The organism is Streptomyces sp. NPDC007896, from assembly GCF_042959425.1.
Lineage (GTDB): Bacteria > Actinomycetota > Actinomycetes > Streptomycetales > Streptomycetaceae > Streptomyces.
Window position 1 is genome coordinate 33,242 of the sequence record NZ_JBIBKX010000017.1, and the last position, 22,552, is coordinate 55,793.

Annotated in this window: 22 protein-coding genes and 1 pseudogene; 17 read left to right on the top strand and 6 right to left on the bottom strand. The window is 68.8% G+C overall.

From position 1 onward, the window contains the following. The first annotated feature begins 235 nt into the window (after positions 1–235). The 6 genes and pseudogenes from kdpF to ACFZDJ_RS41440 all read left to right on the top strand — a co-directional run. Positions 236–325 (top strand): K(+)-transporting ATPase subunit F, encoded by a 90-nt coding sequence (gene kdpF, locus ACFZDJ_RS41415; protein ID WP_037659531.1) that lies wholly within the window; start codon positions 236–238, stop codon positions 323–325. Between the two features lie 7 nt (positions 326–332). Next, positions 333–1,997: a potassium-transporting ATPase subunit KdpA gene (gene kdpA / locus ACFZDJ_RS41420; protein WP_391066951.1), complete on the top strand. Its 1,665-nt coding sequence runs from the start codon at positions 333–335 to the stop codon at positions 1,995–1,997. Positions 1,998–2,032: 35 nt separating this feature from the next. After that, the gene (kdpB, locus tag ACFZDJ_RS41425) at positions 2,033–4,132 is read left to right on the top strand and encodes a potassium-transporting ATPase subunit KdpB (RefSeq protein WP_391066954.1); all 2,100 of its coding nucleotides are present in this window, start codon (positions 2,033–2,035) and stop codon (positions 4,130–4,132) included. Between the two features lie 6 nt (positions 4,133–4,138). Then, positions 4,139–4,807 carry a potassium-transporting ATPase subunit C gene (locus ACFZDJ_RS41430; protein WP_391066957.1) on the top strand — a complete coding sequence of 223 codons (669 nt, stop codon included), beginning with the start codon at positions 4,139–4,141 and terminating at the stop codon, positions 4,805–4,807. A 124-nt stretch (positions 4,808–4,931) separates the two neighbouring features. Beyond that, a complete protein-coding gene (locus ACFZDJ_RS41435; protein WP_391066960.1) occupies positions 4,932–5,615 on the top strand; it encodes a response regulator in 684 nt (227 codons plus the stop codon). Positions 5,616–5,642: 27 nt separating this feature from the next. Continuing rightward, positions 5,643–7,913, top strand: a pseudogene (locus tag ACFZDJ_RS41440) (DUF4118 domain-containing protein); the annotation flags it as partial. Between the two features lie 247 nt (positions 7,914–8,160). Here the strand turns inward: ACFZDJ_RS41440 and ACFZDJ_RS41445 are convergent. After that, positions 8,161–9,102, bottom strand: coding sequence for a GDSL-type esterase/lipase family protein (locus ACFZDJ_RS41445; protein WP_391066963.1), 942 nt, complete (start codon positions 9,100–9,102; stop codon positions 8,161–8,163). Between the two features lie 249 nt (positions 9,103–9,351). After that, a complete protein-coding gene (locus ACFZDJ_RS41450; RefSeq protein ID WP_391066966.1) occupies positions 9,352–10,575 on the bottom strand; it encodes a helix-turn-helix domain-containing protein in 1,224 nt (407 codons plus the stop codon). A 141-nt stretch (positions 10,576–10,716) separates the two neighbouring features. Between ACFZDJ_RS41450 and ACFZDJ_RS41455 the strand changes: the two genes are divergently transcribed. Next, the gene (locus ACFZDJ_RS41455; RefSeq protein WP_391066968.1) at positions 10,717–12,210 is read left to right on the top strand and encodes an FAD-dependent oxidoreductase; all 1,494 of its coding nucleotides are present in this window, start codon (positions 10,717–10,719) and stop codon (positions 12,208–12,210) included. 11 nt (positions 12,211–12,221) lie between these two features. Here ACFZDJ_RS41455 and ACFZDJ_RS41460 read toward each other — a convergent pair whose 3' ends face one another. Then, positions 12,222–12,410 (bottom strand): hypothetical protein, encoded by a 189-nt coding sequence (locus ACFZDJ_RS41460; protein WP_391066970.1) that lies wholly within the window; start codon positions 12,408–12,410, stop codon positions 12,222–12,224. Positions 12,411–13,063: 653 nt separating this feature from the next. On the opposite strand from ACFZDJ_RS41460, the gene ACFZDJ_RS41465 reads away from it, so the two are divergent. The 4 genes from ACFZDJ_RS41465 (at position 13,064) to ACFZDJ_RS41480 (ending at position 15,805) form a co-directional block, all read left to right on the top strand. Further along, positions 13,064–13,498, top strand: coding sequence for an STAS domain-containing protein (locus ACFZDJ_RS41465; RefSeq protein WP_391066973.1), 435 nt, complete (start codon positions 13,064–13,066; stop codon positions 13,496–13,498). A 56-nt stretch (positions 13,499–13,554) separates the two neighbouring features. Beyond that, positions 13,555–14,196: a hypothetical protein gene (locus tag ACFZDJ_RS41470; RefSeq protein WP_391066975.1), complete on the top strand. Its 642-nt coding sequence runs from the start codon at positions 13,555–13,557 to the stop codon at positions 14,194–14,196. After that, on the top strand, positions 14,193–14,954 hold the full coding sequence (locus ACFZDJ_RS41475) for an ANTAR domain-containing protein (protein ID WP_391066977.1): 762 nt from the start codon (positions 14,193–14,195) through the stop codon (positions 14,952–14,954). Before ACFZDJ_RS41470 ends, ACFZDJ_RS41475 begins: the two co-directional genes overlap by 4 nt. A 134-nt stretch (positions 14,955–15,088) precedes the next feature. Further along, entirely contained in the window at positions 15,089–15,805 is a 717-nt protein-coding gene (locus ACFZDJ_RS41480) for an ANTAR domain-containing protein (RefSeq protein WP_390933368.1), read from the top strand. Between the two features lie 403 nt (positions 15,806–16,208). On the opposite strand, the gene ACFZDJ_RS41485 is transcribed toward ACFZDJ_RS41480, so the two are convergent. Beyond that, positions 16,209–16,478, bottom strand: a complete 270-nt coding sequence (locus tag ACFZDJ_RS41485; RefSeq protein ID WP_391066980.1) for a hypothetical protein — start codon at positions 16,476–16,478, stop codon at positions 16,209–16,211. 157 nt (positions 16,479–16,635) lie between these two features. On the opposite strand from ACFZDJ_RS41485, the gene ACFZDJ_RS41490 reads away from it, so the two are divergent. The 3 genes from ACFZDJ_RS41490 (at position 16,636) to ACFZDJ_RS41500 (ending at position 18,391) form a co-directional block, all read left to right on the top strand. Then, positions 16,636–17,304: a DUF5994 family protein gene (locus ACFZDJ_RS41490; protein WP_391066983.1), complete on the top strand. Its 669-nt coding sequence runs from the start codon at positions 16,636–16,638 to the stop codon at positions 17,302–17,304. Positions 17,305–17,486: 182 nt separating this feature from the next. After that, positions 17,487–18,092, top strand: a complete 606-nt coding sequence (locus ACFZDJ_RS41495; protein WP_391066986.1) for a DUF5994 family protein — start codon at positions 17,487–17,489, stop codon at positions 18,090–18,092. 26 nt (positions 18,093–18,118) lie between these two features. Then, complete coding sequence (locus tag ACFZDJ_RS41500; RefSeq protein ID WP_054229945.1) at positions 18,119–18,391, top strand: hypothetical protein; 273 nt, start codon at positions 18,119–18,121, stop codon at positions 18,389–18,391. 92 nt (positions 18,392–18,483) lie between these two features. Here the strand turns inward: ACFZDJ_RS41500 and ACFZDJ_RS41505 are convergent, their stop codons facing one another. After that, positions 18,484–19,725, bottom strand: coding sequence for a SpoIIE family protein phosphatase (locus tag ACFZDJ_RS41505; RefSeq protein ID WP_390933364.1), 1,242 nt, complete (start codon positions 19,723–19,725; stop codon positions 18,484–18,486). 509 nt (positions 19,726–20,234) lie between these two features. On the opposite strand from ACFZDJ_RS41505, the gene ACFZDJ_RS41510 reads away from it, so the two are divergent. Further along, entirely contained in the window at positions 20,235–20,783 is a 549-nt protein-coding gene (locus tag ACFZDJ_RS41510; RefSeq protein ID WP_391066990.1) for a hypothetical protein, read from the top strand. Between the two features lie 36 nt (positions 20,784–20,819). Here ACFZDJ_RS41510 and ACFZDJ_RS41515 read toward each other — a convergent pair whose 3' ends face one another. Beyond that, complete coding sequence (locus ACFZDJ_RS41515) at positions 20,820–21,299, bottom strand: winged helix-turn-helix transcriptional regulator (RefSeq protein WP_390933362.1); 480 nt, start codon at positions 21,297–21,299, stop codon at positions 20,820–20,822. Between the two features lie 90 nt (positions 21,300–21,389). On the opposite strand from ACFZDJ_RS41515, the gene ACFZDJ_RS41520 reads away from it, so the two are divergent. Next, complete coding sequence (locus ACFZDJ_RS41520) at positions 21,390–21,875, top strand: PaaI family thioesterase (protein ID WP_168505856.1); 486 nt, start codon at positions 21,390–21,392, stop codon at positions 21,873–21,875. A 45-nt stretch (positions 21,876–21,920) separates the two neighbouring features. After that, entirely contained in the window at positions 21,921–22,544 is a 624-nt protein-coding gene (locus ACFZDJ_RS41525) for an isochorismatase family protein (RefSeq protein ID WP_391066993.1), read from the top strand. The last annotated feature ends 8 nt before the right edge of the window (positions 22,545–22,552 follow it).

Below are 22,552 nucleotides of genomic sequence, written 5' to 3' on the forward strand. Positions count from 1 at the left end.
GACTCGTCGCCGCACGTGGAGCGGTCGGTCGTAAGGGTTCCGTCAAAGGCGGACCGGCCGCCGTATGGGAGGTGTCAACGGCGGCCAGATCCGGCCATCGAGGCGGTTACCTCTAACCGTCCGCTTCATTTCTGAACCTCATCTAGGAGTTCGCGATGGCCGATCTGGCCTTCGTCGTCACCACGATCGCGGTGTTCGCGCTGGTGGCCCTCGTCGCCAAGGGGGTGACGAAGCTGTGACCGCCGAAAACATCGTCGGCCTGATCGTGGCCGTCGCCCTGCTGGGCTATCTCGTCCTCGCCCTGATCTTCCCGGAGAGGTTCTGAGAGCGCCATGAGTCCCGTTCTTGCCGGCGTGCTCCAGCTGCTCGCGCTCATAGCGGCACTGGCCCTCGCCTACGTCCCCCTCGGCGACTACATGGCCAAGGTCTACTCCTCCGACAAGCACTGGCGTGTGGAGAAGTGGATCTACAAGGGCATCGGCGCCAATCCGAACACGGAGATGCGCTGGCCCGCGTACTTGCGCGGCGTCCTCGCCTTCTCCGCCGTCGGCGTCCTCTTCCTCTATCTGCTGCAGCGCCTGCAGGGCCATCTGCCCGGCTCGCTCGGCTTCTCGGCCATCGATCCGGACCAGGCGTTCAACACCGCCGCGTCGTTCGTCACGAACACCAACTGGCAGTCGTACTACGGCGAGCAGGCCATGGGCCACGTCGTGCAGACCGGCGGCCTGGCGGTGCAGAACTTCGTTTCGGCCGCGGTCGGTATCGCCGTCGCCGTGGCGCTGGTGCGCGGCTTCTCGCGCTCCCGTACTGGTGAGCTCGGCAACTTCTGGGCGGACCTGGTGCGCGGCACGATCCGTATCCTGCTGCCGCTCTCGGTCGTCGCCGCGATCGTCCTGGTCGCCTGCGGCGCGATCCAGAACTTCTCCGGGATCCACTCCGTGGGCCAGTTCATGGGCGGCTCGCAGCAGTGGAACGGCGGCGCGGTCGCCTCGCAGGAGGCCATCAAGGAGGTAGGCACCAACGGTGGCGGTTACTTCAACGCCAACTCCGCCCACCCCTTCGAGAACCCCACCCCCTTCTCGAACCTCTTCGAGATCTTCCTGCTGCTGGTCATCCCGTTCGCGCTGACCCGCACCTTCGGCCGCATGGTCGGCAGCCTGAAGCAGGGCTACGCGATCCTCGCCACGATGGCCACGATCTGGCTCGGCTTCATCGCCCTGATGATGTGGACCGAGTTCGCCCACCACGGTCCGGCGTTCCAGATCGCGGGCGGCGCGATGGAGGGCAAGGAGAACCGCTTCGGTGTCGGCGCCTCGTCGATCTTCGCGGTGTCGACCACCCTGACCTCGACGGGTGCGGTGGACTCCTTCCACTCCTCGTTCACCGGCCTCGGCGGCGGTATCACCATCCTGGGCATGCAGCTCGGCGAGATCGCACCCGGTGGTACCGGCTCCGGTCTCTACGGCATGCTGATCATGGCGATCATCGCGGTGTTCATCGCCGGTCTGATGGTCGGCCGCACCCCCGAGTACCTGGGCAAGAAGATCGGCACCCGCGAGATCAAGTTCGCGGCCTGCTACATCCTCATCACCCCGGCGCTGGTGCTCGTCTTCACCGCCGCGGCGATGGCCCTGCCGACTCCGGGCCACTCCATGACCAACAGCGGGGCACACGGCTTCTCCGAGATCCTGTACGCCTACTCCTCCGGCGCCAACAACAACGGCTCGGCCTTCGCGGGCCTGAACGCCGACACGCAGTGGTTCAACAGCACCATCGGCATCGCGATGCTGCTCGGCCGCTTCCTGCCGATGGTGTTCGTGCTGGCGCTGGCCGGTTCGCTCGCCGAGCAGAAGCCGGTCCCGGCCACCGCGGGCACCCTACGCACCGAAAAGCCGCTGTTCACCGGCCTGTTGGTGGGCGCCATCCTGATCATCACCGGTCTGACCTACTTCCCGGCGCTCGCGCTGGGTCCGCTGGCCGAGGGGTTGGCGTCATGACCACTCGCACAGATTCGCCTTCAGAAGAGGACTCGATGTCCACAGCCACTCCGACCCGGGCGCCGCACAGCGATGTGCCGACCGGCCACAAGACTGACGAAAGCCGTGTCGGCGCGGGTCTGTTCGACCCGAAGCAGCTGCTGAAGTCGCTGCCGGACGCGTTCCGCAAGCTCGACCCGCGGGTGATGGTCAAGTCGCCCGTGATGTTCGTGGTCCTCGTGGGCTCGGTCCTGACGACGGTCTTCTCCTTCAAGGACCCGGGTGACTGGTTCGGCTGGGCGATCAGCGCCTGGCTGTGGCTGACCGTGATCTTCGCCAACCTGGCGGAGGCGGTGGCCGAGGGCCGCGGCAAGGCGCAGGCGGACACACTCAGGAAGGCGAAGACCGACACCGTCGCCCGGCGCCTGACCGGCTCGACCGAGGAACAGGTCCCCGGCACCGAACTGCGCGTCGGCGACCTGGTCGTCTGCGAGGCGGGCGACATCATCCCCGGCGACGGTGACGTCGTCGAGGGTGTGGCCTCCGTCGACGAGTCGGCCATCACCGGTGAGTCGGCCCCGGTCATCCGGGAGTCGGGCGGCGACCGCAGTGCCGTCACCGGCGGTACGAAGGTCCTCTCCGACCGGATCGTCATCAAGATCACGACGAAGCCCGGTGAGACCTTCATCGACCGGATGATCGCTCTGGTCGAGGGTGCGGCCCGGCAGAAGACGCCGAACGAGATCGCGCTGAACATCCTGCTCGCGTCGCTCACGATCGTCTTCCTGCTCGCGTGCGCCACGCTGCCGCCGTTCGCCGACTACGCGGGCACGCACCTGACGATGGTCGTGCTGGTGGCCCTGCTGGTCTGTCTGATCCCGACGACGATCGGCGCACTGCTCTCCGCGATCGGTATCGCGGGCATGGACCGGCTGGTGCAGAGGAATGTGCTGGCCATGTCCGGAAGGGCAGTTGAGGCCGCCGGTGACGTCTCGACCCTGCTGCTCGACAAGACCGGCACCATCACCCTCGGCAACCGTCAGGCCTCGGAGTTCGTGCCGGTGACCGGGACGACCGAGGCCGAGGTCGCCGACGCGGCCCAGCTGTCGTCGCTGGCCGACGAGACGCCCGAGGGCCGCTCCATCGTCGTACTGGCGAAGGAGAAGTACGGGCTGCGCGAGCGGCACCAGGGCGAGCTGTCCGGGGCCGAATGGATCGCCTTCACCGCCCAGACCCGTATGTCGGGTGTGGACGTCGACGGACGCAAGATCCGCAAGGGCGCGGCCGGTTCGGTCATCGCCTGGGTCAAGGAGCGGGGCGGCGAGGTGTCCGCGGACGCCGACACCCTCGCGGGCCGGATCTCCGAGGCGGGCGGTACGCCGCTGCTGGTGGCCGTCGAGGACACCGAAGGCGCGCGCATCCTCGGGGTCATCCATCTGAAGGACGTCGTCAAGGAAGGCATGCGCGAGCGGTTCGACGAACTGCGCCGGATGGGCATCAAGACCATCATGATCACGGGTGACAACCCGCTGACGGCCAAGGCGATCGCGGACGAGGCCGGCGTCGACGACTTCCTCGCGGAGGCGACTCCCGAGGACAAGATGGCGCTCATCAAGCGGGAGCAGGCGGGCGGCAAGCTCGTCGCGATGACCGGTGACGGCACGAACGACGCACCGGCGCTCGCGCAGGCGGACGTGGGCGTGGCGATGAACACGGGTACGTCGGCCGCCAAGGAGGCCGGCAACATGGTCGACCTCGACTCGAACCCGACCAAGCTCATCGAGATCGTCGAGATCGGCAAGCAGCTCCTCATCACCCGGGGCGCGCTCACGACGTTCTCCATCGCCAACGACGTCGCGAAGTACTTCGCGATCATCCCGGCGCTGTTCGCTGCGGTCTACCCGGGCCTGGACAAGCTGAACATCATGCACCTGTCCTCGCCCGACTCGGCGATCCTGTCCGCGGTCATCTTCAACGCGCTGATCATCATCGCGCTGGTGCCGCTCGCCCTGCGGGGTGTGCAATACCGGCCGGTGAGCGCCGACAAGATGCTGCGGCGCAACCTCGGGATCTACGGCATCGGCGGCCTGATCGCCCCCTTCATCGGCATCAAGATCATCGACCTGCTCATCTCCCTCATCCCCGGAATCGGCTGATCGGCTATGAACAACTCGGTTACGAACACTGCCCGGTTGCTCTGGGCGGGCCTGCGCGCGCTCCTTGTGCTCACCGTGGTGACGGGCGTTCTCTACCCGCTCGCCATCACCGGGGTCGCCCAGGGCCTGTTCTCCGACCAGGCGAACGGCTCGGAGATCAAGGCGAACGGCAAGGTCGTCGGCTCCTCGCTGATCGGCCAGTCCTACAACCTGCCGCTGAAGAAGGGCCAGGAGACCCCGGATGCCGACCTGAAGTGGTTCCAGGGCCGCCCCGCGAACGGGCTGGGCGCCAACAGCGTCAACACGCAGTACAAGCTGATCCTGTCGGGCGCCACCAACCGTTCGGGTGACAACGCCGACCTGATCAAGTGGGTCAAGGCCGCCAAGGCCGCCGTCATCAAGGACAACTCGGTGAACGGCTACACGGTCAAGCCCTCCGACGTGCCCGCCGACGCGGTCACCTCGTCCGGCTCGGGCCTGGACCCGGACATCTCCCCGAAGTACGCCGACATCCAGGTGCACCGGATCGCGGAGAAGAACGGCCTGCCCGTCGCCCAGGTGCAGAAGCTGGTCGACGAGCACACCGACGGCCGCACCCTCGGCTTCATGGGCGAGCCCCGAGTCAACGTCCTGGAGCTCAACATCGCGCTCAAGGCACTCGTGGCGAAGAGCTGATGGGCTTAGGCGCACCGCGCGGGAGTTGGCGGACGGGGAACAGGCCCCGGTTCGTCAACTCCCGCGTTCACGAGGCCGGTTCCACGGGTTCCGGCCCGCCGTACAACAGGAAGGGCGCACACTGATGACCCGGGTACTGGTGGTGGAGGACGACCCTCAACTCGTCCGGGCCCTCGTGATCAACCTGCAGGCCCGCAAGTACGGCGTGGACCCCGCCCCCGACGGCACCACCGCACTGCGCATCGCCGCCGCCCGGCAGCCCGACGTGGTCCTGCTCGACCTCGGCCTGCCCGACATGGACGGCACGGACGTCATCAAGGCCCTGCGCGGCTGGACCCGCGTACCGATCCTCGTGCTGTCCGCCCGCCGGGCCTCCGACGAGAAGGTCGCGGCCCTGGACGCGGGCGCCGACGACTACATCACCAAGCCGTTCAGCATGGACGAACTCCTCGCCCGGCTGCGCGCCGCCGTCCGCCGCACGGACGACGTTCCGCTGGCCCCCGAGACGACGCTCGTCATGACGGACGGCTTCACCATCGACCTGCTCGCCAAGAAGGCCACCCGCGCCGGGCACGACGTACGCCTCACACCGACCGAGTGGCATCTGCTGGAGATCCTGGTCACCAACCCCGGCCGGCTCATCACACAGAAGCACCTGCTGGCGGAGGTGTGGGGAGTCAGCCAGGGCAACAAGACCAACTACCTGCGGGTCTACATGGCCCAGCTCCGCCGCAAGCTGGAGGCGGACCCCGCCCACCCCCGCTACCTGATCACCGAGCCGGGCATGGGATACCGCTTCGAGAGCTGAGGCGTGCGTACGAAACCGACGAAGAGCACCGAGGTGATGCTGCACGGTCTGGAGCAGGTCCCACTCAAGGAGTCGGAGTACCGCGGCTCCACGTTCACCGAGATGGACATCGACGCGGTGCTGGCCCGCCGGCCCCGGGTGGCCCTGGTCGACGAGCTGCCCCACACGAACACTGGTCGACATGTCACCGCCCGCGCTGCGCCGCCGTATGGCGCACGGCAACATCTACAAGTCCGACAAGGTCGACGCGGCCCTGTCCAACTTCCGCCCCGGCAACCTCACCGCGCTGCGCGAGCTCGCCCTGCTGTGGGTGGCGGACCGGGTCGACGAGTACCTGACCGAGTACCGCAGCGAGCACCGGGTCTCGAAGATCTGGGGGTCGCGCGAGCGGATCGTGGTCGGGCTGACCGGCGGTCCCGAGGGGCGCACGCTGATCCGCCGGGCCGCCCGGCTCGCGGAGAAGGGCGCGGGCGGCGAGGTCATGGCCGTCTACATAGCCCGCAGCGACGGACTGACCTCCGCCTCGCCCAAGGAACTCGCCGTCCAGCGCACCCTGGCCGAGGACCTCGGCGGCACCTTCCACCACGTCGTCGGGGACGACATACCGGTCGCGCTGCTCGACTTCGCGCGCGGGGTGAACGCCACCCAGATCGTGCTCGGCTCCTCGCGCCGCAAGACCTGGCAGTACGTCTTCGGGCCCGGCGTCGGCGCCACCGTCGCCCGCGAGTCGGGTCCCGACCTGGACGTCCACATCGTCACCCACGACGAGGTCGCCAAGGGGCGCGGACTGCCGGTCGCCCGGGGCGCACGGCTCGGCCGCCTTCGGGTCGTCTGGGGCTGGGTGGCCGGCGTGGCTGGGCCGGCCCTGCTCACCCTGTTGCTGGCCGGCGTCGCACCCGAAGTCGGCCTGGCCAACGACATGCTGCTGTTCCTGGCGATGACGGTGGCCGCCGCCCTGCTGGGCGGGCTGTATCCCGCCCTGGCCTCGGCCGTGGCCGGTTCTCTGCTGCTGAACTGGTTCTTCACCCCGCCCGTCCACACCCTGACGATCGCCGACCCGAAGAACATCGTCGCCATCGCGATCTTCGTCGGGGTCGCCGTCTCCGTGGCCTCCGTCGTGGACCTCGCCGCCCGCCGTACGCACCAGGCGGCCCGGCTGCGCGCCGAGTCGGAGATCCTCTCCTTCCTCGCGGGCAGTGTGCTGCGCGGCGAGACCAGCCTGGAGGCCCTGCTGGAACGGGTCCGGGAGACCTTCGGCATGGAGTCATTCGGCATGGAGTCGGTCGCGCTCCTGGAACGGGCGAGCGACGTGACGCCGTGGACCTGCGCGGGCCGGGTGGGCACGGGGAGAACGTTGGAGCGGCCGGAGGACGTGGACGTGGACATGCCGGTGGGGGGACCGGATGGCGCTCGCGCTGTCCGGACGAGTCCTGCCGGCGGAGGACCGCCGGGTGCTGGCCGCCTTCGCCGCCCAGGCCGCGGTGGTCCTGGACCGGCAGCGGCTGCAGTCCCAGGCCGACCAGTCCCGTGCGCTGGCCGAGGGCAACCGCATCCGCACCGCGCTGCTCGCCGCCGTCAGCCACGACCTGCGGACCCCGCTGGCCGGGATCAAGGCCGCGGTCTCCCCGCTGCGGTCGGACGACGTGGCCTGGTCGCAGGAGGACCAGGGCGGAGCTCCTGGAGGCGATCGAGGAGGGCGCCGACCGCCTCGACCACCTCGTGGGCAACCTGCTGGACATGTCGCGCCCGCAGACCGGGACCGTCACCCCGATCGTGCGGGAGATCGACCTGGACGAGGTGGTGCCGATGGCGCTGGGCGGCGTACCGGAGGACAGCGTGGAGCTGGACATCCCCGAGACGCTGCCGATGGTCGTCGTCGACCCCGGTCTGCTGGAGCGCGCGGTGGCCAACCTCGTCGAGAACGCGGTGAAGTACAGCCCGGCGGGCGCACCGGTCCTGGTCGCGGCGAGTGCCATGGCCGACCGGGTGGAGGTACGGGTGGTTGACCGTGGTCCCGGGGTCCCCGACGAGGCCAAGGACCGCATCTTCGAACCTTTCCAGCGCTATGGCGACGCTCCTCGCGGCGCGGGCATCGGCCTCGGCCGCGCGGTCGCCCGCGGCTTCGCCGAGGCGGTGGGCGGCACCCTCGCCGCCGAGGACACCCCCGGCGGCGGCCTCACCGTGGTCCTCGGTCTCCCGGCCGCGACCGGCCAAGGTACGACGGCCGTGCCCGCACACGCTCATGAGCGCACATCTCCTCCTCGGGCTGCCGATGCCCGCTCCGGACAGGCATGCTGAAGTACGCGTCCGCTCAAGCGAGTTGGTCCCGCGGCCGACCCCGGAAAGCAGGTGCTCCTCCGCTCTTCGCGCCAGGACCAGCGTCGGTCGCCGGCCGTCGGTCAGGCCGTGAGCTCGAGGCGCGCGGCGAGGGCCTCAGGGACGTGTCCACCGGCGGCATGGTCCCCGACGCCCGCATCCACACCGGGCCCGGCTCCCCTTCGCCGCCTTGGCCCGTACCGCGACCGGCCGGACGCGTCGGAGGCGCTCACCGCGGAGTGCCGACCGCGTGCAGCACCGCGTCGGCCATGCCGCGTGCGCCGCGCTCGTTGGGATGCATCGGGGCGGCGGGAAGGCTGGGCAGCAGCGGCTCGATCCAGCGGGTGTCCCTGCCCGAGCAGGCGTCACGGCCGACAGAGGGCTTGTACGTGTCGACGTATCCGGCCCCGGCTTCCTGCGCCCGCTCGCGCAGCTCGGCGTTGAGCTGCTGTTCCTTGTCGTGCAGGTAGGTCGCGTCACCGGGTGCGAGGGTCAGGTCGTCGGCGCAGCCGGAGCCACCCGCCGGCAGGATCGCCGGGTATCCCACGACGTACACGCGGGCCTTCGGGGCACGGCGCTTCACCTCGGCCACCGCTTCGGACAGCCGCTCACCCGCCGTGTCGATCTTCCGCTGTACGTCGTCGGTGTCGCCGGAGACGTACTTCCCCCGGCACGGCGCGTCGTCCCCGGTGTACTTGCCGCGGCCCGTCATGTCGTAGATGACGCCCGCCTTGACGCACGTGGTGATCAACGAGCTGAAGCCGATGTCGTTGCCGCCGATGCCGAGGGTGACCAGCCGCGTCCCGGCGGACAGCGCCGACAGCTGGGCCGGGTTGGTGCCGTCGTCGGTGGACTGCGGCGCCGTCAGGTCGGCGATGGTGGCCCCGCTGCAGCTCACGTCGCGGAAGTGGGCCGCCCGCAGCCCCAGCCGCTCGGCGACCAGCGCCGGGTAGTCGTGGTCGGATCGATCGCACCCGGCGGGGGCTCCGGTCCGGTCGGGGATCCGCGGCCCGGCGGTGTAGGAGTCGCCGAGCGCCACATACGGTCCCCGTGGCGTCGCGACTCCGACCGGGTCGGTGCCCGAGTTGTGCCGGGTGATGCCGACCGCGGCGACCAGGGTGGCGCAGGCGAGGAAGGCCCCGATCAGTACGGTCCGTAGGTGATTCGTCATCAACATGTCCTGCTGCCTCGGTGACGGATGAGGGGCGCGCACGCCGGAAGGCCCAACAGCCCGGTGGACAAAGGGAATCAGCCGTTGGAGAGGTCGCTTCGTCCCGCTCGCCGGGACGTCTTCAGGCTCTCTGGTCGGGCCCTGCCGCGTCGTCCTGCGGCTGCCGACAATCCCGGCTACTGAGAACGCAGTACGCCGTCGAGTGCGCGTAGTGCCGATGCAGACGCATGCCGGCGCCCACCGTGGTCCTCAGTCGCTGCCACGCCACTGGAGCAGATCGAGGGCTACGGCCACCCTGACGGTGTTGTCCTCCAGCGGCCTCGGAAGCAGTTGGCCGGCTCGGTCGAGCTGCCGCAGGAGGGTGTTGCGGTGGGTGTAGAGCCGGCCGGCGGCGCGGGTCGTGTTGCACTGGGCCTGGATGTACGTGAGGACGGCGTGCCTCAGTTCCGGGCTCGCCGTGGCGAGGTCGCCGAGGGTGGTCTTGACGAAGTCGTCGGCCTGTTCGACGTCCTGGCTGATCAGGCTGCTGAGCTGGACGTCGTCGAAACCGGCGACACGACGCGGTGAACGGAGCCTGGCGAGCATGCGCTGGGTGGTCAGCGCGTCGAGGTGGCTGCGCCGGAAGCCTTCCCTGCCCCAGGCGGGCGGACCCACGGCGATCCGGACGCCCGGCAGCGGGTCGAGGAGTCGGCTCAGTAGGCCGGTGTCCGGTACGGCGGGTCCGGGCAGCCACACCCACGAAGTGGCCGCGCCGACGATCACGGTGAGCGGTTGCTGCACTCCGGTCGTCTGTGCCAGAGCCTCGGTCGCACGTTCGAGGTGGCCCGGTTCGGGGTCCGGTTCCTCGCTCCACACCACGGCGGCGGTGTGCGTCCGGTCGAGGGCGTAGCCCAGACGTGCCTCCGCCCGTTGCCGGCTGATGGGCGCGCCCTCGACGAGCAGGGTGACGATCTCGCGACGTTCGGCGTGGGTGCCGTGGGTCAGCTCTTCGCGCTCGGCGGCCATGCGTGCGGCGAGGTCGACGATCGTGGCGTCGAGGAAGCCCGATACGGAGCGTGCCGACACATCGAGCAGCTCGCGCAGTTCCTCGGGGTCGGAGGTCAGGGTGAAGGCGGTCTGCATCCAGCGCCGCCAGGCCGCGTTCTGTCCGACGCGGTAGGAGTCGAGGGCCGATTCGTCGAGTCCGCGGCGCACTAGGTCGCGGGCGTGGCTGAGACTGTCCGGTCCGATGTACGCGGGTACGGGCGCGCCGGGGTCGCGCGCGGTCTGTGACGCCCAGAACGCCAGGTGGGCACGGTTGATCCGCCGTGTGGCGGCGCGCAGGGCGGGGTCCTGCGCGATGGCTCGCATGGTCACCGCCGCCAAGGTCGCCTCGTCGATCTCGTCGAGCCACTCCTGCAGACTGTTGAGTGCGATCTCCGCACCCTGCCGAAGCAGATCGCATGTCCGTTCGGACGGGTGCCGCCAGGTCATGACCGCACGGTAGCCAGCGGTGGTGCAAAATGCACTGGTCTTTTCCGATGAAGGTGCGAACTGCCACACCGTACTGGCTGGTATGTGAGGTCATCATCGAGGCACCACCCAGCGAACGCCTCATCAACGGAGTCCCCGCACATGACCCGTCAGAGCGAGCACATCGACGTGCTGATCATCGGCGCCGGCATCTCCGGCATCGGCGCTGCCCACTACCTGCAGACCGAGCGGCCCGACAGCAGTTACGCGATCCTGGAGGCCCGCGGTGTCTCCGGCGGCACGTGGGCGCTGTTCCGCTATCCGGGCATCCGGTCGGACTCCGACCTGCACACCTTCGGCTACGCCTTCAAGCCGTGGCGCAACGACAAGTCGATCGCCACCGCCGATCTGATCCTCGACTACCTGCGGGAGACCGCGGGGGAGAGCGGCATCGAAGCGCACATCCGTTACCACCACAGGGTGCGCGGCGCGGCCTGGTCCACCGCCGAGGCCCGCTGGACGGTGGAGATCGAGCGCGCCGACACCGGTGAGACGGTGTCGATGACCGCGAACTGGCTGTTCTGCGCCGGTGGCTACTACCGCTACGACGAAGGCTTCACCCCCCGGTTCGAGGGCCGCGAGCGGTTCGCCGGACAGATCGTGCACCCGCAGCACTGGCCGGAGGACCTGGACTGCGCGGGCAAGAAGATCGTGGTGATCGGCAGCGGTGCGACGGCTGTCACGCTGATCCCGGCGCTGGCGGACACGGCCGGCCATGTCACCATGCTCCAGCGTTCGCCCACCTACATCCTTCCGGTCGCGTCGGAGGACGCGATCGCGAACACGCTGCGCAAGGTGTTGCCGGCCGGCCTCGCCTATCGGCTCACCCGGCGCAAGAACATCGCCATGCAGCGCCTCATCTGGCGGACCTCGCGACGCCACCCACGGGTTGTGCGACGTCTCATCCGCGCCGTGAACATCAGGCACCTGCCGGCCGGTTATCCCGTGGACGAGCATTTCAACCCGCCCTACGACCCCTGGGACCAGCGGCTGTGCACGGTCCCCGACGCGGACCTGTTCAAGGCGCTCAAGAAGGGAACGGCCTCGGTCGTCACCGACCGGATCGCGACGTTCACCGAGACCGGCATCCGACTCGAGTCCGGTCGTGAGCTCGACGCCGACATCATCGTCACCGCCACCGGGTTGAACGTGCAGCTGTTCGGCGGCATGGCGCTCTCGGTGGACGGTGAACCCGTCGACTTCGCCGACAAGGTGGCCTTCAAGGGCATGATGCTGAGCGGCGTACCGAACTTCGCCTTCGCGATCGGCTACACGAACTCCTCGTGGACGCTCAAGGTGGGCCTGCTGTGCGAGCACTTCACCCGGCTGCTCGGACACATGGACGCCACCGGCACGGACATCTGCTGCCCCGAGCTCCCCGACCCGGCCATGCCGACCCGTCCGCTGCTCGACTTCGGCGCCGGATACGTCCAGCGGTCCCTCCACGTGATGCCGCGTCAAGGACTCGCCTATCCCTGGCTCATGTCGATGAACTACCACTCCGACGTCAAACTGCTGCGCGGCGGCCCCGTCGAGGACGACAACCTGCGCTTCGCCTCCGCCGCCCGCCCAGCGAAGGCCGAGACGTCGGCATGAGCGACGACCGCTCAGCTCACGTAGGACGCGGCATCACCCCGTGCCACCGGACGCACGGCGACGATCGACGGCTGCGTCGGCCGGGGCTTCTTCGGCATCCGCTTCGACAACCGTGACACCGGTCGATCCACGAGGATCGCGACGACCTGGCCCAGGACACCACCGGCCTGCTCGACGACCTCGGTGTGGCGAGCGCGCAACTGGTCGCCATGTCCGTGGGCGGCATGATCGCCCGTGCCAAGGACAAGGCCATCGCCCCGGCAGGGCACGGCGCGACAGACCGACACCTTCCGGAAGTCCGGCGACCGGACTGCGGAACTCCGAGATGTCACGACACCGACCCGGTCATCCACGGCGACCGTGACGTGTGAATTCACTTATCCGATCATCTGGCATTCCCCACCCGAATGCAGGGACCCAGGATGACCCGTGTGAGGCAGTATCACTCACTTGCCCTAACCGGGCTCGGATCTCTGAGAGGTTGAACTCCCAAATACCTTGCGGTGCACAGGACATGCGCACGCCACCACGCCTCGATACCGTCCACATGTTGGGATTGGGCCGCTCCGGCCGTCCGTGGCGCCGGGCGAGGACTAGGCTGCTCCACAGACGTCCCAGACCCCGGCGGCATGTCGTTGCCGAGCACAGATCGCCGCGGGGAGCGGGCCCTTCGCCCGTCGCCCGGCGCATCCCTGGAGGGAACCGGGTGGGTCCGCTGTCCTGCCGCGCAGTCGACCAGTCGGCCGTAGCCCGACCTCCGCCGAATGCACTCCGCTGCCGGAAGTGGGCCGACGGTGCCGGGTTCCCGGCACCACCGAGTCCCCTGCCGGACGGTCTTCCGAACCGAGGCGTCATGCCCCTTCCGCCGCTCACCATCTACCGTCACGACCGGAGAAAACGGGCACTGATCACGCTGGCCGGTGAGATCGACCTGGACACCGTGCCCCTGGCGCGCGCATCACTGGAACGGTGTCTGCGCGACGGCATCCGCACCATCGACGTCGACCTCACCCTCGTCACCTTCTGCGACTGCAGCGGCCTCAACGCCTTCCTCAACGCCTCACAGCGCATCACCGCGGCCGGGGGGACGCTGCGACTGCACCATCCGCCGCGGACACTGGTCCTCATGCTCGACATCGCCGGCTGCGAATTCCTGCTCCTGGGCGTCCCGTTCGGGCAGCTGTCGCCACCTCCTGGGTGCGCCCCGGTCACGACCGCTCCCGTCCCGCCGCATCGGTCTGTTCCGCCTGTTCCTCCTGTACCTGTCCTGTCCGGCGGTGCGGTGTGATGGATCGGCCATATCAGGGACGGTCACGGCAGCCCCGTGGAAACGAGAAGCCCGGCGTGAACTCCGGAGCGGACCTCAGAGCGGACCCGGGAGCGGCTGCGGTGCGGTTGCGCCGGGTGAACCGATGGCTCGTGGAGGACATCCGCGAGGATCTCGGGAATCTGTACGAGGACTCCTGCGCAACGGGATCCGGAAAGGCATACCGCCGTCCCAGCCGCCAGGACTTCCTGAACCATCTGACGGGCCACATCCGCCGCCCGGGATTCGCCATGGTGATCGCGGAGACGGACAGTCTGACGGGGTGCGCCTTCGGGTTCCCCGTACTCGGCGACGGCCGCTGGTGGCTCGGTTTCGACGGTGTGCTGCCACGCACCATTGAGCGGATCACCAAGTCCGGCAGTGTCTTCGCGATCAGTGACACCCTGGTCCGCCCGCACCCGCAGGACCAGAAGCTGGCCCACCGTCTGCAGGAGAAGCTGCTGACCGACCACCAGGCGACCCTTGGCGCCACCTTGGTGGATCAGGCCGACCGCCCGACTCTCGACTCGCTCCACTCCTCGGGATGGCTGGACATCGGAGAGCTTCGGAGGCCGACGAGGCCCACCACGTTCCGTGCGCTGGTGTTCCCCCTCGGGGAACGGACCACGGCAAGGCTGGAGGGTCTTGCGCACGAAGCCCGGATACGGTGGCCCGGGTGAGGTCCGACAACCGGTCGGCCCGGATCCAGGTACTGGTCGCCGAGCAGGCGGCCCGGCGGGGTGCCCGGGTCGGCGTGGTGGACGTGTGCACCGCGGCCGTGGCCGCACTGCCGGTCGGCGGGGCCGGACTTTCCGCGATGTCCAGATCTGCGGCCAGCCATCCGCTGTGCAGCACCGACGATGTCAGCGAGCAGTTGGAGGAGCTCCAGCTCACCTTGGGCGAGGGGCCTTGCGTGGATGCCTTCGCACAGGGTTCGGCCGTACTGACGCCCGATCTGCTCGCCGCCGAAGTGCAGGACCGCTGGGCCGTGTTCGCCGACGCGGCCCTGGAAACCGGGGCACGCGCCGTCTATGCCTTCCCTCTGCAAATGGGTGCGATCAGCCCGGGAGTTCTGGACCTGTATTCCCAAGTCCCGGGCAGGTTGGATGCGGAGGCGCTGGCCGACGCGTTGGCGTTCGCCGACACCGCCGCTCTGGTCCTGCTCGACTCCCGGATCGACGGCGAGGAGGACCTGGCCGGCGGATGGTCGGCGGACGGACGATACGAGGACCTGGGCGCGTACCGGGCGGAGATCGACCAGGCCACGGGCATGCTCACGGCCCAGCTCGGAGTCGGTGCCGAAGAAGCCTTCGTCCGCCTGCGCGCCTACGCCTACGCCAGAGGACGCCGCCTCGCCACGGTGGCCGCCGACGTGGTCGCCCACCGGCTCACGTTCCCCCCGGGCGCGGACACGGATCGGACCGACGATGAGGCCTGACACCTTTGCCGGGCGAAGAAGCGAACCAAGAAACCGAACGAGGAAGGCCGGACCAAGAAACCGGACAAGGACATGAGTTGCACTTCCCGTCCCTTCATCCGGGCCGGGATCAGTCTCGACGGAGGGTGTGCACGATGAATCAGCGACTCCTGGCCAAGACCTTCGTCGAGCTGGCGGACAACCTGGTCGCCGACTTCGACCTGATCGACTTCCTGCGCCTGCTGACCGACCGCTGTGTGGGCATGCTCGGCGCGAGTGCCGCAGGCGTGCTGCTCGCGGACCGCGACGGCGAACTCCGCGTCATGGCCGCCTCCGACGAACGGGTGCGCCTGCTGGAACTCTTCCAGCTGCAGAACGACGAGGGGCCCTGCCTGGACTGCTTCCGCACCGGCGCACCGGTGCTCGTCGCCCACCTGAGCGGGGAGGCCGACCGCTGGCCACGCTTTGTCGCGGCGGCCCACCGCAGCGGGTTCGGGGCGGTCCAGGCCCTGCCGATGCGTCTACGGGACGAGGTCGTCGGGGCCCTGAACCTCTTCCACGCCACCCCGGGTCCCTTCGAGCCGGACGCCACGCCGCTCGCCCAGGCCCTGGCCGACGTCGCCACCATCAGCCTGCTGCAACAACGCACCGCGCACCGCAGCACCGTCCTCAACGAGCAACTGCAGAGCGCGCTGAACAGCCGCGTCCTGATCGAACAGGCCAAGGGAAAGCTCGCCGAACGCCGGGGCATCGACATGGAACAGGCCTTCACCACACTGCGCGGTTACGCCCGTGCTCACAACCGGCGCCTGTCCGACCTGGCCCGCGCGTTCATCGACGACTCCGAAGCCCTCCCCGGCCTGAGGTCCTGACCAAGGCCACGACCGGTCGGCAGCAGTTCCCAGACTGTGGTTCACCGGTTTGTGGTTCGCAGACTCTGCTTTCCGGTCCGGACGGCCGCCGCCGATGGTGTTCGGCGGCGGCCGTGGTCGCGAGGACGCGAGGCCCCCCGGCCATCGTGTCCTCGCGCACTGCCCTCCGCGGCGGCGGGGTGGCGGGAGCACCCCGAGTGGAAAACGCCAGGAGGACGGAAGCTGGAGCCGCGTGCTCTGGCGATGCGGCTCCGGCCGGCCTCGATTGCGACTCGGGGGCTGGGAGCCTGGGTGGGGGACTTACCGGTTCCGTCGATTCCTGACACGGACGAAGTCCCGCCTGCCTTGCTCTGACCGTAGAGCACATGCACGACGAGCGGAACAGGGCTGACGTACGCGTTCGTCACCCGCGGCGCTCACGGTCCCGCCGGTCCTCGCGGTTCCAGCGCGCTCGGTGCTGACGGCCGTAGCGGCGGTCCCATCGGTCCTGACGCTCCCGGCGGTCCCGATACTCCTGGTACTCACCGAAGTCGGACCCGCCGCCGCGGCCCCCGCCACCACGGCCGTAACGGGTGGTTCCGAAGACCAACACAGCCGCGGCGACCCACCAGATGGGGTTGAGGAAGCCGAAGCCGAACAAGACCACGATCAGGACGGGAAGCAGAACGAACACAGCGGCATGCCGCGGAACTCGCGTCACGGTATCCGTGCATCGGACCCCGGCCAGGAGTATCCTGAAGATACCGAGGGTACTTCGTACACCGGCTTCGATGCCCGTGCCGTCCCCGGCGATTCACGACACCGGGCCGGCCCGGGGCAGGGTTCGCGTGATGACCGCAACCATGTTCGACAAGCCCGCGGTCGAAGACAGGACCTTCTCTTCTTCACCGCCACCTCTCCGGCTGCAGCTGGCGCTACCCGGCACGGCCCCGGCCTTGATCGACGGCGCATGGTGGCCACGCTCCCGTGACCTGACGGCCGAACTTCCCGTGCTCACCGCCGTGTTGGACCCGCTGTGGGGGCGGATCACCCACGTCACCGTGAACCCCACGTTCTGGCCGGTCATCCCCCGCAAGGTTCCCGTCCAGGGCCATGTGGTGAAGGTCGGCTGGTTCAAGGCCGAGCAGGACCCGCACAAACTGCTGCTGCTGTCCTACACCGCGGGTCGCTGGGACCTGCTGGTGATTCCGCCCGAGACCGACGACGTCACGGCCGCCCGGCTGATGACCGCCGCCTCGGATCCCGCACGCAGCCTCACGGCAAGCGGCCTGATCCAGGAGGCCGAGCTCTTCCGCGTCGCCGCCGAGGCCGAGGCCGCCGCATGGGACTCGGCCCGGGAAACGGTCTGGGACTCCGAAGGCGGACACGACGCCCGTCACACCTCCTCCCACAGTCCCGTGGGCGCCGCCACCGGCCGCCTGCCGATTCCGGCGCCAGGCATTGACGGGCATGACGGTCGGACCGGCGCGGTGCGTAAGGGCGCGGTGCACGGTACCTGATGGCGCGGTGCGTGATGGGCGGCGTTCGGAACCAGTGCCTCGCCGAGGCCCGTTCGACGTACCGCGGGAGTAGCGTGGAGGCATCGAGAGTATTTCGCACATCGGCCGCCATGCCGGTGTCGTTCTCGGCGAGTGACGACACCGGGCCGCCCCAAGCAGCGGCCGGGAGACAGGTGCGCGCGATGTCCGCGACCACCGACCGACCCCCGTTGCGGATCGTGCCCTTCAGGGCTCCGACCGCTCGCCTCGCGCTGAAGACCGTGAGCACGTTCCGAGGGCCTCTCGACGGTGCCTGGTGGCCCCGCTCCCGGGAGCTGACACACGAACTCTCTGCTCTGGCCGACGTACTGGACCCCCTGTCGGGACGGATCACCCGGATCGCCGTCAACGCGACGTACTGGCCTGCCATCCCGAGCAGGGTGCCCGTCAACGGTCGTGCGGTGAGGGTCGGTTGGTTCACGACGGAGCTGGACCCCCACAAGATCATGCTGCTGTCCCACACCACGGGCAGCTGGAACCTGCTGGTGATACCACCGGAGACCAACGCCCCGGCAGCCGCTCGCCTGATGGCCGCCGCGAGCGACAGCGCCGGCCCCCCGACGACCGCGAGCGCGCTCATGGCAGCGGAACACGCCCTCCACGGCAGTTCCATGACTGCCCTGGACCAGGATTCCGAGGAAAAGTGGGAGGACGGGGATGACACCTCCTCCTACCGGGCAGCTGCCGACCGGCCGTGCCGCCTGATCGCGGCGAACGCAGGTTCTCCTGACAAGCCCGGAGTAGAGTGAGGTGACAGGCACGAGTGGCGGCAATCATGGCAACACTGCGAGAGCGGAAGAACTACCGCGAAGCGATCATGAAAACGCTGTACGAGGCCACGGAAGGCAATCGCCTCCTTGGCGTCACCGGGGCGAGGCTGCGTGACGACCTCCAGGTCCCTGAGCAGGATCTGGCGGCGGCGTGCGCATATCTGGTGGGCGAAGAGCTCATCACCGTCGACTGGGCGCAGGGAAACACACCCGCGATGGTGATGCTGACGCATCGGGGGATCCGGCTCATGGAGGCCGAGGAGGAGGAACGCGGCTGACGCGATCCGGGGCCGGTGCACTCTTATGGTGTGGAAGGCCCGTTGGATTCAGGGCCGGCGGATGCCGATGCCGGCCACGTTCGGCTGTCGGCTCAGTCCAGGACGGCGAGATGGCCGGCCGCGCCCCCGCGCCACTCGATCAGGAAGAGGGTCGCGTCGTCGCTGGTGCGGCCGCCTCGTTGCCGCTTCAGGGCGTGGGAGAGTGCGCGCACCACCGCTCGTACGCCCTTCTCTCCGTGTTCGACGCGGTTGACCCAGTGAATGAGCTGTTCCTCGCCGAACTGTTCTTCGCCGGCCTCGTGCTCCTCGATCAGGCCGTCGGTGAAGCACAGCACTCGGTCGCCGCGCTGGAGCATCTGCTCACTGATCTGGGGATCTTCACCGCCGAAGCCGACCGGCAAGGTGGTCGGGCCTGCCAGCTGCCGGACGACCCGGTGGTCGCGGATCAGCAGCGGTGCGGGGTGGCCGGCATTGACCCACTGCAGGTGACCCGTCGCGATGTTCAGACGCATCATCTGCGCGGTGACGAAATGGTCGGGCCCGAACTGCTCGGCGATCGCCCGGTCCATGAACGCGTAGATCTCGGACAGGCCGATGTCGGAACGGCGGGCGTGCCGGTAGGCGCCGACCGCGACGGTCGCCATCGTGGCGGCGTCCAGACCGTGGCCCATCGCGTCGACCATGGCGACGTGCAGGATGTCTTCATTGAGGGCGTAGTCGAAGCTGTCGCCCGCGACGTTGTAGGCGGGCTCCAGGATTCCGGCGACCGCGACCTGCGGGATGGACATCGCCATCGGCGGCAGCAGGGACCACTGGATCTCCGCGGCCACGCTCATCGGTTCACGGCGCCGGGCGAGGAAGAACTGGTCGGTGTAGCTGTGCTTGGTGACCAGCATGTCGGCGACCAGGCCGGCGAGCCTGCGCAACAGCCGCCGGTCGTCGTCATCGACGGTGTCCAGGGTGAGGGCCATTACGCCCACCTGGTCGCTGCCGTCCAACAACGGCAGGTACATCCGGACGCCGTCGGCCTGCGGCACCTCGGCGGTGGTCGCGTACAGGAAGGCCGTGCCGGCGGGAGAGTCGTCGATCGGCTCGGGCTCGCCGACCATCAGCCGCCGACCCGGTAGCGGCACCAGCACCAGCTGGGCGTAGTCCTGCAACAGGATCGAGACGTCGCGGCCACCGACCCTGGCCACCTCTTCCGCGATCAGCGGGGCGACCAGCTGCGGCGGCATCTCGTGTGCCCGGTCCAACAGCACCCCCAGCAGCCGCTCACCGAACCCTTCCGACCGATCCACCATGCCCTTGGCGGGCCGCCGCTCACCTTCCGTCACAGCCGCACCCCCGCACCGACGTCTTCAAAGCCTCGGCCACCGTGCCCCTGCTCATCTCGTGCCACGGATCCATCGCCCGCCCCGACGTCCTCGGGTCCATCCGGCGGTCACGGCGGATGCGCTCGCCCCGCTCACGTGATCTGTACACACGAGCTCCTGACACGACCGTGATCAACCCGCACAGAGTGACGCGGCCGACCAACCCGAAGAGCCCATTACGCCACACGCGGCATGTCACACACGGTCAGGACAGATGGCCCTCAATGCCGTTGTGACGCCCGGCAGGGTGTGCCTGGCGGCCCATCAGCCGATATCCCCGGACAGGTGATTCCTCAGAGTCGAGCGCCGCCCTGCCGCGGAGTCCCATGGCAGTCACCGATGTTCAGTGGGCAGCATCTACGCTGTGACCTGCGGCCACCGCGTGATCGTTTGTCTTCACACACCGATGATCAACGGTGGCCGCATCTATGAGTACCAGCGGGATGGAAAGGCTCGCCGAAGGAGAGGCAGTGCTGGGATTGCTGGGCTTCTACGACGAACTGGACAACCGCGCCGGCCAGCCGAACGGATCGATACGCGATGCCGTCCAGCCCGTCGGCGAACCGGATGAGGCGGAACTGGTGGCCTACCTGGACGCCGGACACGTCCTCATCGACGTCATGGAAGCCGGACGCGACGTCATCACCGGAAGCCCCCACCGGCACTCTCCGGGATGCTCTTCTCTGGTGACCGACGGTACCTGGCTGTGGCGCAGGGACTTCCCGCACTACGTGGAAACGCACCACGTCTCGGTCCCCGGCGCGTTCATCGAACACGTCCGCAGCCTGAGCTACCAGACGCCTGCCATCACTGTCGCGCAGTTCGCTCCACACTACGACGAGACCATGCCCCTGGTCGGCTGGGCCTCGGCCGTCCCATGGCGATCGACGGCGACCACGCTCGTACCTGAACCGCGAGCAGTGACCAGCAAGACCCAGTTCGACGCGGCGACGCTGTCCCAGGACCGGAACCGGCCGCACGGCAGCTGGGGCAGGCCGCGCAAGCCGCGGAAAACATAGACCCCACCAGCACAAGAGCGATCTACAACTGGAGTACTAACGCGTGGTGAGGTCCAAGGCCTTCGCCGACGGACCGGGGCGGGTGCGTGCCTCCGGCGGGATGAGGGGGCCGTGTCCCGCGGAGCAAACGACCACGGTCTCGACCGGCGCGCCGCAGCCGGCGTGGGTGACCTCCAGGGGCGGGCCCTCGGGATCCGCCGCATGGCGGTCTCCCCACTGCTTGAGGGCGATCATCGCCGGCCACAGCTCCCAGCCCTTGCGGGTGAGCCGGTACTCGTGGCGGGTGCGGCTGCCGGGCTCGTTGTAGGGGACGGTGTCCAGGATCCCGGCCGCGACGAGCTTCCGCAGCCGGTCCGAGAGCACGCTCTCGGACAGCCCGACGTGCCGGCGGAAGTCGTCGAAGCGCCGTACGCCGTTCATGGCATCCCGCAGGACCAGCAGTGACCACTTCTCGCCCACCAGGTCGAGAGTCCGCTGGACCGTGCAGTTCTCGGTGCTTGTGTCGAGCCACGTCATGCGCCCCATCGTAGGCTGGCTTCGACGTTGACATCCAGACCTCGTCCTGGCTAGCTTCGAATTTGACATCCAGATCATCGAGGGAGCGACATGGGCAGGTCACGCACATACGACTGGGAGGACCCCATCGTCTCCGCCGCCGCCGTCGGGCAGCACAGCGGTCTCGACTTCCTCCGCGAGATGCAGGCCGGACGGCTCCCCGCCCCGCCGATCTCGGCGACCCTCGGAATGACGCTCGAAGAGGTCGAGCACGGCCGGGTCGTCTTCGCCCTCGTCCCGGGCGAGGAGCACTACAACCCCATCGGAAGCGTCCACGGCGGGGTATACGCCACCCTGCTCGATTCGGCGGCGGGCTGCGCGGTGCAGTCCGTCCTGCCGCAGGGGATGGGGTATACCTCACTCGACCTGAATGTGAAGTTCCTGCGCCCGGTCACCGTGGACACCGGCAAGGTCCGTGCCGTGGGCACCGTCCTCAACAGCGGACGACGTACCGCCCTCGCGCAGGCCGAGCTCTTCGATTCCGGGGACCGGCTGCTGGCGCACACGACCAGCAGCTGTCTGCTGTTCCCCGTCTGACCGGCGCGCCCGCACAGGAGTGCGACGTACGGAAGGCAGGCAGCCATGACGGTGTACGACTACGACCGGCGCCGGACGGGGGTTCTGCTGGTCGATCCGCTGAACGACTTCCTCGCCGACGAGGGCAAGCTCTGGCCGCGCATCGCGGAGGTCGCGCGGGAGGTCGACCTGCGGGCCCATCTGTCCGAACTGGTGTCCACCGCTCGCGAGGTCGACGTTCCGGTGTTCTACGTGCCACATCACCGCTGGACACCGGGGCTGTACGAGTCCTGGTCCCATCCGAACCCGTCACAACGCGCCGTGGACAAGAACCAGCTCTTCGCCCAGGACGCGTTCGGGGGGGACTGGTACCCGCCCCTGCGGCCCGAGCCCTCGGACACCGTGGTCGCACAGCACTGGGCCCAGAGCGGGTTCGCCAACACCGACCTGGAGATGCGCCTCCGCCAGCGCGGCGTGGACCACGTGATCGTCATCGGACTGCTCGCGAACACCTGCATCGAGACCACGGCCAAGTACGCGATGGAACTCGGATTCCATGTGTCGCTGGTGACCGACGCCACAGCGGCGTTCTCGAGCGAACTCATGAGGGCCGCCCATGAATTGAACGGTCCGACCTACGCGCATGTGATCACAGACACGAAAAGTGTCGTAGCGGCACTGAAGACATAAAGTCACAG

Bases quoted from the DNA above. Each gene is read 5' to 3' on its own strand.
- kdpA (WP_391066951.1), top strand. From the start codon at position 333: ATGAGTCCCGTTCTTGCCGGCGTGCTCCAGCTGCTCGCGCTCATAGCG.
- kdpB (WP_391066954.1), top strand. From the start codon at position 2,033: ATGTCCACAGCCACTCCGACCCGGGCGCCGCACAGCGATGTGCCGACC.
- ACFZDJ_RS41430 (WP_391066957.1), top strand. From the start codon at position 4,139: ATGAACAACTCGGTTACGAACACTGCCCGGTTGCTCTGGGCGGGCCTG.
- ACFZDJ_RS41435 (WP_391066960.1), top strand. From the start codon at position 4,932: ATGACCCGGGTACTGGTGGTGGAGGACGACCCTCAACTCGTCCGGGCC.
- ACFZDJ_RS41445 (WP_391066963.1), bottom strand. From the start codon at position 9,102: ATGACGAATCACCTACGGACCGTACTGATCGGGGCCTTCCTCGCCTGC.
- ACFZDJ_RS41450 (WP_391066966.1), bottom strand. From the start codon at position 10,575: ATGACCTGGCGGCACCCGTCCGAACGGACATGCGATCTGCTTCGGCAG.
- ACFZDJ_RS41455 (WP_391066968.1), top strand. From the start codon at position 10,717: ATGACCCGTCAGAGCGAGCACATCGACGTGCTGATCATCGGCGCCGGC.
- ACFZDJ_RS41465 (WP_391066973.1), top strand. From the start codon at position 13,064: ATGCCCCTTCCGCCGCTCACCATCTACCGTCACGACCGGAGAAAACGG.
- ACFZDJ_RS41480 (WP_390933368.1), top strand. From the start codon at position 15,089: ATGAATCAGCGACTCCTGGCCAAGACCTTCGTCGAGCTGGCGGACAAC.
- ACFZDJ_RS41490 (WP_391066983.1), top strand. From the start codon at position 16,636: ATGACCGCAACCATGTTCGACAAGCCCGCGGTCGAAGACAGGACCTTC.
- ACFZDJ_RS41495 (WP_391066986.1), top strand. From the start codon at position 17,487: ATGTCCGCGACCACCGACCGACCCCCGTTGCGGATCGTGCCCTTCAGG.
- ACFZDJ_RS41500 (WP_054229945.1), top strand. From the start codon at position 18,119: ATGGCAACACTGCGAGAGCGGAAGAACTACCGCGAAGCGATCATGAAA.
- ACFZDJ_RS41515 (WP_390933362.1), bottom strand. From the start codon at position 21,299: ATGACGTGGCTCGACACAAGCACCGAGAACTGCACGGTCCAGCGGACT.
- ACFZDJ_RS41520 (WP_168505856.1), top strand. From the start codon at position 21,390: ATGGGCAGGTCACGCACATACGACTGGGAGGACCCCATCGTCTCCGCC.
- ACFZDJ_RS41525 (WP_391066993.1), top strand. From the start codon at position 21,921: ATGACGGTGTACGACTACGACCGGCGCCGGACGGGGGTTCTGCTGGTC.